Annotated in this window: 10 protein-coding genes; 4 read left to right on the top strand and 6 right to left on the bottom strand. The window is 59.3% G+C overall.

Annotation, left to right across the window (positions count from 1 at the left end):
• Window positions 1-139: 139 nt before the first annotated feature.
• From QF010_RS33885 to QF010_RS33870, 4 genes are all read right to left on the bottom strand, one after another.
• Window positions 140-1516: a M16 family metallopeptidase gene (locus QF010_RS33885; RefSeq protein ID WP_033059757.1), complete on the bottom strand. Its 1377-nt coding sequence runs from the start codon at window positions 1514-1516 to the stop codon at window positions 140-142.
• A 56-nt stretch (window positions 1517-1572) separates the two neighbouring features.
• On the bottom strand, window positions 1573-3231 hold the full coding sequence (locus QF010_RS33880) for a Na/Pi cotransporter family protein (RefSeq protein WP_429511458.1): 1659 nt from the start codon (window positions 3229-3231) through the stop codon (window positions 1573-1575).
• A 214-nt stretch (window positions 3232-3445) separates the two neighbouring features.
• The gene (locus QF010_RS33875) at window positions 3446-4213 is read right to left on the bottom strand and encodes a TerC family protein (RefSeq protein ID WP_033059745.1); all 768 of its coding nucleotides are present in this window, start codon (window positions 4211-4213) and stop codon (window positions 3446-3448) included.
• An 84-nt stretch (window positions 4214-4297) separates the two neighbouring features.
• Window positions 4298-5605, bottom strand: a complete 1308-nt coding sequence (locus QF010_RS33870) for a CitMHS family transporter (RefSeq protein ID WP_429534830.1) — start codon at window positions 5603-5605, stop codon at window positions 4298-4300.
• 319 nt (window positions 5606-5924) lie between these two features.
• Between QF010_RS33870 and QF010_RS33865 the strand changes: the two genes are divergently transcribed.
• On the top strand, window positions 5925-6326 hold the full coding sequence (locus tag QF010_RS33865; protein WP_429534829.1) for a GFA family protein: 402 nt from the start codon (window positions 5925-5927) through the stop codon (window positions 6324-6326).
• 5 nt (window positions 6327-6331) lie between these two features.
• Here the strand turns inward: QF010_RS33865 and QF010_RS33860 are convergent, their stop codons facing one another.
• Window positions 6332-6658: a DOPA 4,5-dioxygenase family protein gene (locus QF010_RS33860; RefSeq protein WP_033059741.1), complete on the bottom strand. Its 327-nt coding sequence runs from the start codon at window positions 6656-6658 to the stop codon at window positions 6332-6334.
• 82 nt (window positions 6659-6740) lie between these two features.
• On the opposite strand from QF010_RS33860, the gene QF010_RS33855 reads away from it, so the two are divergent.
• Window positions 6741-7412: an NAD(P)-dependent oxidoreductase gene (locus QF010_RS33855; protein ID WP_033059740.1), complete on the top strand. Its 672-nt coding sequence runs from the start codon at window positions 6741-6743 to the stop codon at window positions 7410-7412.
• Here the strand turns inward: QF010_RS33855 and QF010_RS33850 are convergent.
• Entirely contained in the window at window positions 7399-8349 is a 951-nt protein-coding gene (locus QF010_RS33850) for a choline sulfate utilization transcriptional regulator (RefSeq protein ID WP_033059739.1), read from the bottom strand. The genes QF010_RS33855 and QF010_RS33850 overlap by 14 nt on opposite strands.
• A 114-nt stretch (window positions 8350-8463) precedes the next feature.
• Between QF010_RS33850 and betC the strand changes: the two genes are divergently transcribed.
• Window positions 8464-9978 carry a choline-sulfatase gene (gene betC / locus QF010_RS33845; RefSeq protein ID WP_033059735.1) on the top strand — a complete coding sequence of 505 codons (1515 nt, stop codon included), beginning with the start codon at window positions 8464-8466 and terminating at the stop codon, window positions 9976-9978.
• A gap of 16 nt (window positions 9979-9994) precedes the next feature.
• Window positions 9995-10915 (top strand): choline ABC transporter substrate-binding protein, encoded by a 921-nt coding sequence (gene choX, locus QF010_RS33840; protein ID WP_008155658.1) that lies wholly within the window; start codon window positions 9995-9997, stop codon window positions 10913-10915.
• Window positions 10916-11142: the final 227 nt, after the last annotated feature.

Here is an 11142-nt window from a genome sequence, read left to right as displayed (position 1 = left end):
GAAAAATCCTCCACGGGGTACCCCCCGCGGGGCGGCGGGGCGAGGGGCGGCTACCCGATCACAACCCCCGTGTACCCGCTGGGGTGGGGGGCGGGTATTTACCCCCCCCCCACAAAAGCTCCCTCGCCACAGGGAACTGTTACTTTCGGCGATGTACTCGCCAAGCCAACAGGCTGAGTACAAGCAACCCGAACACCCCGGCAATCGCCCACATAAGCTGATCATCACTGATCAACGGCTTTTCGATCCGCAGGTAGCCCGGCTGCATCAGCAATTCACGCATGGCCTTGTTTGCTGCCTCCAGCGTCACCCCTTGCAGTTCCTTGGCCGGGTTGGCAAAACGGCCATCCTCGTAGTCCCCAAGGGCACTCCAGTAATAATCGGCCAACGCGCTGTTGCCTTGCACGGCCCAGGCCTGGCGGGCGATGGCGGCCTCCTTGAGGCGGTTGAAGGTGCGGGCATTGAGACCGTCCCTGAGCAACCCGGCCTTCAGATCATCCAGCACCTGCTCGGCCTCCGGCACGTCGTCACGATCAAGGTCCGCGTTCAGGCTCATGAAGCCCACACCGCCAAACACCTCGCGCTCGGCCGAAGGCCCATAGGACAAGCCATGGCCCAGGCGCAATTTGCGGTAGAGCGCCCAGTCCAGATAGTCCTTGAGCAAGTCGAAGGTTTCGTCGTGCCGATCTTCCAGCACCGGCTCTGGCACCAGCCAATGCAACTTGGCACTGCCGCCGACAAAACCGTGACTCAGAGTGCGCTCATGGGCAGCACTGGCCTGGATCGCCGGCAGGGGCGGGTGATCGGTCGGGTCGACCGCTTCAAGCGCGCCATAAGACCGCTCCAGATAGGCCGGCAACAACCGGTCGAGGTCGCCGACGACGATCAGGGTCATGTTGTTGGGCGCGTACCAGGCCTTGCGTACCTTTTCCAGCTGATCGCGGGTCAGGTGATCGACCTCCGGCCGCTCGGGGCATTTGAGGCCCAGTTCCACCGCCAGCTGATTACTCGCCGTGTGGCCAAGATCCTGGCGATCCAGCCAGCGTTGCAGGTGCGAATAATGGCCGCCGTCTTCGCGCTCGACCACTTGTTTGGCGGCGTTGATGGCGTTGTCGTCGATTCGGGTCTGGGTCAGCAGCGCCAGCAGCAGGTCGAGGACCTTGCGCTGGTTTTTCGCCGGGGCTTCGATGACGAACGTCGTGTCGGCATTGCTGGTGTAGGCGTTCCACTCGCCACCCAGGGCCTGCATGCGTTCTTCCAGCCCGCCTTCGCCCGTGGCGTCGATGCCGCTGAACAGCAAGTGCTCAAGCAGGTGCGGCAGCTCCTTGTCGGCGCAGCTGAAATCATCGATGCCGACGCCGACCACCAGACGAATCGCCACATGCCCGCGCTCGGTGCCGGGTTTGAGCATTAATTGCAGACCGTTGGGCAGCGTATAGCCCTCGACCTGAAAGCGATCCAGGGCAAATGAAGAGAATGAGCCAAGCAACAGACAGGCGAACAACAAACAACGCATAACGAGCTTCCATACGGCCAGCGTAAGTTCAACAGACTTCAGGCAACTGTGGACGTTCAGGGTGAATGCGTAATGTCAGCCAAATCATCGACAATGAGTGCGCCGGTGTCGGAAGTTTCCAGCACCACATAGGCGCTGCTGCAAAACAGGGAATTCAGGCGCTTCATGTCGGCAATCAACTCCAGGTGCAACGAGCTGGTCTCGATACTCTGCACGATCTTACGTTGCAACCGGCTGACGTGAGCATGGGCCAGGCGGCGTTCCTGTGCGCGAAAGCGACGTTTCTCACGCAGTAACTGGCGGGCACTTTCCTTATCGGCACTGAGGAACACCGACAAGCCGAGGCGCAGGTTGGAGATCAACTGACTGTGCAGCCCCGCCAACTCTTCCAGGCCGACCTCGGAAAAAGACCGGCGCTGCGAGGTTTTCTGCTGCTGAACCTTGCGCAGCATGCGTTCGATGAGGTCGCTGGCCAGTTTAAGGTTGATCGCCAGCTCGATGATTTCCGCCCAGCGCCGGCTGTCCTGCTCACTGAGGTCTTCGCGGGGCATTTGCGCCAGATACAGCTTGATCGCACCGTAGAGCGATTCCACATCATCGGTCAGGCGCCGCATTTCCTGGGTAACGGCGGTTTGCTTGCCGTTCAGCACGTCGAGCATGGCCTCGAGCATGTTGTCGATCAGGTCGCCGATACGCAGGGTTTCCCGGGCGGCATTCGCCAACGCCAGGCTGGGCGTGACCAGCGCCGTCGGATCAAGATGCCGCGGTTTGGCGGTGCCGTTGACTTGCGGGCGCTCCGGCAGCACCCACGCACAGAACCTGGCCATCGCTCCGACACTTGGCAGCAAGAGCAGGCAGCGTGCGGTGTTGTAGAGCAGGTGAAAGCCGATGACCATTTCCTGAGGGCTGAAGTCCAGGCTGTCGATCCAGTGCACTAACGGGTCGAGTACCGGGATGATCAGCAACAGGCCGATCAACTTGTACAGCAGGCTGCCCAACGCCACCTGGCGGCCGGCGGCGTTCTGCATGCTGGTGCTGAGGAAGGCGAGGATGCCGCTGCCGATGTTGGCGCCGATCACCAGGCCGATGGCCACGGGCAGGCTGATCACCGCGGCACCGGCCAGGGTCGCGGTCAGCAGGACGGCGGCCAGGCTGGAGTAGGAAACCATCGCAAACAGCGCGCCGACCAGGGCATCCAGCAAGATGTCGCCGGTCAGCGAGGCGAAAATCACTTTCACGCCTTGGGCCTGGGTAATCGGCGCGGCAGCCTCGACGATCAGTTGCAGCGCCAGAATGATCAGCCCCAGTCCGATGCTGACCCGGCCCATCTGGCCCAGTCGGGTCTGTTTACGCGACAGGAAGAAAATCACACCAAGAAAGATCAGCAGCGGTGACAGCCATGACAGGTCGAAGGTCAGCACTCGCGCCATCAGTGCGGTACCGACGTCGGCCCCGAGCATGGTCGCCAGGGCCGGGGTCAGCGCCATCAGGCCCTGACCGACAAAGGAGGTGACGAGCATGGCGGTGGCGTTGCTGCTCTGGACCATCGCCGTCACAACGATCCCCGAGATGAACGCCAGCCAACGCTTGGACATGTTCCGGCCAATCACATGGCGCAGGTTGGAACCGTAGACCCGCAGGATGCCGGTTCGGACGATGTGCGTGCCCCAAATCAACAAGGCCACGGCAGATAATAAATTGAGCAGGGTGAGCATGCAGGCCCCCTGTGGTGGTAGCGCCCCAAAGGAGCAAGTTGACGGTGCCGCGCGACGTTCTACGTTCGTGTACTTAAGCTGTAGTTGGCTAACGGTCTGCGCGCCAGCATCGCACAGCTAAAGTAGCGATTGAAACAAAACTGTCATGAAAACAGTTTGATGCAGAGATGAAAAAGGGGCCCGAAGGCCCCTTTGTCATCACATGGCATTCGGGTTACTGACCCGGAATGTCCTTGCGCAGTTTTACTGGGTCTGGCTGCTTGCGCTTTTTCGCCATCGCGGTGCGCATCTTGATGTTGATCGCTTCCACCGCCAGCGAGAACGCCATGGCGAAGTAGACGTAGCCTTTTGGCACGTGAACGTCGAAGGATTCAGCAATCAGCACAGTGCCGACGATCAACAGGAACGACAGCGCCAGCATCTTCAGCGACGGGTGTTTGTCGATGAACTCGCTGATGGTGCCGGAAGCCCACATCATCACCAGCACGGCAACGATGATCGCCGCGACCATGACCGGTACGTGGGACACCATGCCCACGGCGGTGATGACCGAGTCCAGCGAGAACACGATGTCGATGATCGCGATCTGAATGATGGTGTAGAAGAATTTGCCGCCCTTGCCACCCGGCTGCTCATTGGTTTCGTCTTCACCTTCCAGCGCGTGGTACATCTCTTGCGAGCTCTTCCACAGCAGGAACAGACCACCGAAGAACAGGATCAGGTCTCGCCCGGAAAAACCCTGGCCGAGCACTTCGAACAAGTCGGCGGTAAGGCGCATGACCCAAGTGATCGACAGGAGCAACAGGATCCGCGTAACCATGGCCAGCGCCAGGCCGAAAATCCGGGTGCGCTGTTGCATGTGCTTGGGCATGCGGCTGACCAGGATCGAAATCATGATGATGTTATCGATACCCAGGACGATTTCCAGGGCGGTCAGGGTGAAGAAGGCAACCCAGATTTCAGGGTTGGTCAGCCATTCCATGTGTATTCCTTTGTGCGAGTGTTAAACCACGAAGGGCCCAGGCTTCAAACAACAAAGCCTGGACCCGTCATGGTGAGTCTTGGGCTATAGAGTGCTGAACAGCGGAAAAATCCCCATCAGCAAGGCGGCGACCAGTATGCACATGCAAACCAGCACTGCCCACTTCAGGGTGAAACGCTGGTGATCACCGAAGTCGATACCGGCCAGGGCCACCAACAGGTAGGTCGAAGGTACCAACGGGCTCAACAGGTGGACGGGCTGACCGACGATCGAGGCACGTGCCATTTCAACCGCGGTTATACCGTAATGGCTGGCGGCTTCCGCAAGTACCGGTAACACGCCGTAATAAAATGCATCGTTCGACATGAAGAACGTGAACGGCATGCTCACCAGTGCAGTGATCACGGCCAGGTACGGGCCGAGGAAGTCCGGGATGACTGCCAACAGGCTTTTCGACATCGCATCGACCATGCCGGTGCCCGACAGGATACCGGTGAAGATACCGGCCGCGAAGATCAAGCCGACCACCGCCAGCACGCTACCGGCGTGGGCCGCGACGCGGTCCTTCTGCTGTTGCAGGCACGGGTAGTTGACGATCATCGCGATACTGAACGCCACCATGAACAGCACTGGGAGTGGCAACAGACCGGCGACCAGGGTGCCCATCAGGGCCAGGGTCAGGGCGCCGTTGAACCAGATCAAATTCGGACGACGGGCATCCGGGAATTGCGAAACGGTGATTTCACTGTGGTCGACTTCATCACCGACCAGATGCAATTCACCAAGACGTGCACGCTCGCGTTTACCGTAGAAGTAGGCAATCGCCAGGATCGCCACCACGCCGGCCAGCATTGCCGGAATCATCGGTACGAAGATGTCGGACGGGTCCACATGCAGCGCACTGGCGGCACGAGCAGTCGGGCCGCCCCATGGCGTCATGTTCATCACGCCACCGGCGAGGATGATCAGGCCGGCCATGATCCGCGGGCTCATGCCGATACGGGCGTAGAGCGGCAGCATGGCAGCCACGCAGATCATGTAAGTGGTGGCGCCATCACCGTCCATGGACACGATCAGCGCCAGCACGGCAGTACCGACCGAAACTTTCAACGGGTCGCCCTTGACCAGTTTGAGGATCTTGCGCACGGCCGGGTCGAACAGGCCAGAGTCGATCATCAGGGCAAAGTACAGAATGGCGAACATCAGCATCACACCGGTCGGTGCGAGCTTGGTGATGCCTTCGAGCATCATCGGGCCGATCTTCGGCGCGAAACCACCGAACAGCGCGAACAGGATCGGGATGATGATCAGAGCGATCAGCGCGGAAAGGCGCTTGGTCATGATCAGGAACATGAACGTGATGACCATGGCAAAGCCAAGGAAAGTCAGCATGGGAATACTCCAGGCATAGCGCGGCTAGGGAATGGGCGAACCGGGTGGGTCAGCGCAGAACGGGAAGCACGAGGCGTATGGGCGGAGTGACAGCGAAGTGGCGGGTAGCAAAGGACATCAGGATCACCATTGTTGTTGTTAAATGGGCTGTGCGAGCGATAAAACACTGGCATTGGCCGACCGGTCTGTTGCCGGTAGTGGGGGCGATCCTAATCGGGGAAGCTTTCAGCCAGCTTTCGCGGATGAAAGCATTGACCAGATGTGCAACCGGTCGTCGGACGGGTTCAAAGTCCCTGAATACGGGGCAGGAGGTAAAAACATGGCCGACATTCATACAGGCGGCTGCCACTGCGGACATCTGCGCTATCAATTCAGTGGGCCTTTGCACGACATCGCCCACTGTCATTGTTCGATTTGCCGACGGGTCAGCGGCGGGATCGTGACCACCTGGATCACCGTGCCCGCGTCAGCCTTTGAATGGGTGAAAGGAACGCCAGCGCAGTACAACTCTTCAACACCCTGCGTGCGGTATTTCTGCGGCAACTGTGGGGCGCAGCTGGCGCTGATCTCGCACCTGAGCCCGGACAGCATCGACGTGACCATCGCCACCCTCGATCATCCCGAGCAGGCACCCGCGGAAAAGCATATCTGGACTGACAACCGACTGCCCTGGCTGCATCTGGACGAACATTTGCCCGGCGAAGCCGAGGAACAGTTGTAAACTGATCAAAAAATAGACAGATCCAGTGGTCGAATCGCGCCCATCCAGATGGCGTGCTCGGTGTGGTCGAGCAGATCGTCGCCGGTGACCGGGTGCAGGAACACCACCAAACCCTTGCGGTTGAGCGCAAGCCAGGGCAACACGTCGCCGATGTATTGCGGCTCGAAAGCCAACTGGCAGCTCCAGTCCGGGTGCGGGCCCACCGGGCGTTCATGCACGCGACCCATTTTCACTGGAAACAATTGCGCTGCCTGCTCACACAAGGCTCGCGCCTGAGGAAGGGTGTTGGCGTCGAAGTAGACATGGGCGTGGTAACCCTTGATCTGCTGCATTTGAAACCCTCTGAACCGAGTCGAATCGGCGTTGTTTCCCACAGGTCACACGCCATAGAGATAGGAAGAACGGAGCACGGCCATGAAAAATGCCGAAACCCCGGTGGTAAAAGTGGTGCTTTATGGTGCCATGAGTAGCCTGGGCAGTGCGCTGATGGCTGAAATGCTGCGGCGCCAACATGAAGTGATCGCAATTCTCGATGACCTGACGGCGCTCGCGCCGCGCCCGGGATTGCGGACCAAGACTGGCGATTTGTTCGATGCCAAGCGGGTCAAGCAGAGTGTCGCCGGTTGTTCGGCGGTGATCTGTCTGCTGGATGCACCCGGGTTGCCGATGAGCAGCGAGCACGTGGAAAAATCCATCGTACCGGGCCCGGTCGAGCAGGTGCTGGCGGTGGATGCGCTGATCGATGGCATGCAGGCCTCGGGGATTACCCGGCTGTTTCTGGTGGGCGATTTCGAGGTACTCGACGATCCGGAGATAGAAGATCGACTGCAACTCCACGCCGCCGAAGAAATCCGCGAGGCCCTGCAAAGCAGCACCTTGCACTGGACACTGATCAATGCGCCGCGCGGGGTGCCCGGGCTGACCATCGAGCACTTCAGCCACATCAGCCGCAGCCTGGAGCCGGGCCTCGCCGAACCGCTTGAACGGTTGAGCCGGGTGGCGACAGGGATTGCCGATGAGTTGCGGTTGAACCTGCATGTCGGCGAACACGTAACCTTCGTCGCGACCGAGGCTATACAGCGATAGACGGCAACGGCAGGCCATTCAACGATTGCGCACTGCTGGCCTGCTCAGCCATCAGCCAGTCCACAAACTGTTGAATCAGCGCGCCACGCCGTTTCCGCTGGGGCAGGACCACGTAATAGCCGAGCCTGGAAATCACCGTTTCCGCAATCGGTCGGCATAACAATCCCTGCGCCAGCAAGTTATCCACAAGGTGCCGCCAGCCGATGGCCACGCCCTGGCCGCCAATCGCCGCTTGAATCAGCAACGTGTAATTGTCGAAGCGCAATTGCCCGGGCGCAGGTGCCGAAGCGATCCCCAACTCTCGAAACACGCCGCTCCAGTCGAACCAGTTGCTGCTGTTTTCGCCTCGAAGGTGCAGCAGCGGGAACTCGAGCAATGACTGGGCCGGCAAGGGCAGGGGACGATCCTTCAACAGCAGCGGGCTGCACACTGGAAAGACTTCTTCGCTGAACAGCCAATGGCTTTCGCCCTGCTTGAATCGGCCATCACCAAACAACACCGCCACATCAATATCGGTGCGCAGCATATTGAGGCTGCGTTCGCTGGTGACCAGGCTGACATCTACCTGAGGGTTGGCGGCATGGAAGCGGTGCAGGCGCGGCATCAGCCAATACGCGGCGAAGGCGAAATCGGTGGCGACCTGCAACACTTCGTGCTGGTGCTGTGCGCTGATCGCGCTTAATCCTGCGTCGATATTCTGCAATCCGAGTTGAACCTGCTCAAACAGGATCGTCCCGGCCTCGGTCAGTTCGATGCCGCGATAGATCCGGTCGAACAGCCGCGTCCCGAGTTGTTCTTCCAACCGTTTGATCTGCTGGCTGATGGCCGGTTGCGTGGTGCCAAGCTCCACTGCGGCAGCCGTGAAACTGCGCTGACGGGCCGCCGCTTCAAAGGCGCGGAGCAAATCCAGAGACAAATCACCAAGGGCGTCATACATAAACTGTGCTTATCCTAGTCATTACCGCGCATGGGCTTTACCACAAATTGCTTGGGCTACATGCTCGATCGCAGCACTCTCGCATAAATATTCACTATGGAATGCCGCGATCACATGAAGCGCAAGAATATTCTTTTCATCATGGCCGATCAGATGGCCGCGCCAATGTTGCCGTTCTACGGCCCTTCGCCCATCAAACTGCCCAATCTCAGCCGCCTCGCCGCCGAAGGCGTGGTGTTCGACGCCGCCTATTGCAACAGCCCACTGTGCGCGCCGTCGCGTTTTACCCTGGTCAGCGGTCAGTTGCCGAGCAAGATCGGCGCCTACGACAACGCGGCCGATTTCCCCGCCGACGTACCGACTTATGCCCACTACTTGCGTCGACTCGGCTATCGCACCGCTCTGTCGGGCAAGATGCATTTCTGCGGACCGGATCAGTTGCACGGCTATGAAGAACGCCTGACCAGCGACATTTACCCGGCCGATTACGGCTGGTCTGTGAACTGGGACGAGCCGGACGTGCGTCCAACCTGGTTTCACAACATGTCGTCGGTGCTGCAAGCCGGGCCCTGCGTACGCACCAATCAGCTGGATTTCGACGAAGAGGTGGTGTTCAAGGCCCAGCAATACTTGTTCGACCACATCCGCGAGGATGGCGATCAGCCGTTCTGCCTCACCGTTTCCATGACTCACCCACACGACCCGTACACCATTCCCAAGGCTTTCTGGGATATGTACGACGACGCCGACATCCCATTGCCTGAAACCCCGGCCCAGTCCGAACTCGATCCGCACTCCCAGCGTTTGCTCAAGGTTTACGACCTGTGGGACAAACCGCTGCCTGTGGATAAGATTCGCGATGCACGCCGTGCGTACTTCGGTGCGTGCAGCTATATCGACAGCAACGTCGGCAAACTCCTGCAAACACTCGAGGAAACCGGCCTGATCGATGACACCATCATTGTGTTCTCTGGTGACCACGGTGACATGCTCGGCGAGCGTGGGCTCTGGTACAAAATGCACTGGTACGAAATGGCCGCCCGCGTGCCGCTGTTGATCAGTGCGCCGGGGCAATTCGGGGCTGGTCGGGTCAGCGCTGCGGTCTCCACTGCCGATCTGTTGCCGACCTTCGTGGAACTGGCCGGCGGTTCGCTGGAGCCGGGACTGCCGCTGGATGGCCGCTCGCTGGTCTCGCACCTGCAAGGGCAGGGCGGTCACGACGAGGTCTTTGGCGAATACATGGCTGAAGGCACCATCAGCCCGTTGATGATGATTCGTCGCGGCGCCTACAAATTCATCTACAGCGAAGACGACCCTTGCCTACTCTTCGATGTACATAACGACCCGCGCGAACTGGAAGAACTCAGCAAATCGCCGCAACATCGGCCGGTTTTCGATGAATTTCTCGCTGAAGCCCGAGCCAAATGGGATATCCCGGCGATCCACCAACAAGTGCTCGCCAGCCAACGGCGCCGACGTTTTGTCGCCGATGCATTAACCATCGGCAAACTGAAGAGCTGGGATCACCAGCCGCTGGTGGACGCTAGTCAGCAGTACATGCGCAACCACATCGACCTCGACGATCTGGAGCGTAAAGCACGTTATCCACAACCCTGCCAAAACCAATAATGTTAAGGGGAATGCCATGCGTAGGTTATCCACAGCAATGACGGTCGGGCTTCTGGCTCTGGGCAGTGCATCAGCGTATGCCGATCAGAGTTGCGAGACGGTGAAAATGGCCGACCCTGGCTGGAGCGACATCGCCGCGACCAACGCCATCACCGGGTTTCTGCTGGACGGCATGGGCTACAAGGCCAAGGTCGACACGCTGGCGGTGCCGATCACCTTTGGCGGCTTGAAAGATGGCCAGGTCGACGTGTTTCTCGGTAACTGGATGCCAGCACAACAGGGTTTCTACGACAAGTTCGTGGCCACCGGCGATGTCACACAATTGGCTAAGAACCTCGATGGCACCGAATTCACCCTCGCCGTCCCGGATTACGTTTGGGATGCGGGTGTGCATAACTTTTCCGACCTGAACAAATACGCCGACAAGTTCGACAAGAAGATCTACGGCATCGGCTCCGGCGCTCCCGCCAACATCTCCTTGCAGGAAATCATCAAGAAGAACGACTTCGACATGGGCCAGTGGAAACTGGTCGAGTCCAGCGAGCAGGCAATGCTGGCCGAAGTGTCTCGCGCGGTGAAAAAACAGAAGTTCGTGACCTTCCTCGGCTGGACCCCGCACCCGATGAACGTGCAACTGAAAATGCATTACCTCAAGGGCGGCGAGAAGTACTTCGGCGACACCGGCAGCGTCCATACCCTGACCCGCAAAGGTTATGCACAGGCCTGTCCGAACGTCGGCAAGCTGCTGACCAACCTGAGTTTCACCCAGGAAATGGAGAACAGCATCATGGCCGAGGTGGTGAACAAGAAGGTCAGCAATGCTGATGCGGCCAAGGCGTGGATCAAGGCTAATCCGGCGGTGCTGGATAAGTGGCTGGATGGGGTGAAGACCGTAGATGGGAAGGATGCGTTGGGGGCGGTGAAAGCGAAGCTTTGATCGGGTGATCGTGGATTGTGTGTCGGGCTCAGGATCGCCCCCTCACCCCAGCCCTCTCCCCACGGGGGAGAGGGGGAAAGGGGGCCGATCTGTGTTGTTATTAAATGTGGTGTTCGACTCGATAATTCAGGTTGTAGTGGTCTAATGAAACCGGACACCCATTTAGGCGAGAATGCTCGCCAGATCGAGGTGTCAGATGACCAAACAACGCCGCTCCTTTACTCCTG

The organism is Pseudomonas silensiensis (assembly GCF_050434865.1).
GTDB classification, from domain to species: domain Bacteria; phylum Pseudomonadota; class Gammaproteobacteria; order Pseudomonadales; family Pseudomonadaceae; genus Aquipseudomonas; species Aquipseudomonas fluorescens_W.
The sequence above is the reverse complement of the archived record's forward strand: the minus strand, read 5'-3'. Positions and strand labels throughout refer to the sequence as shown.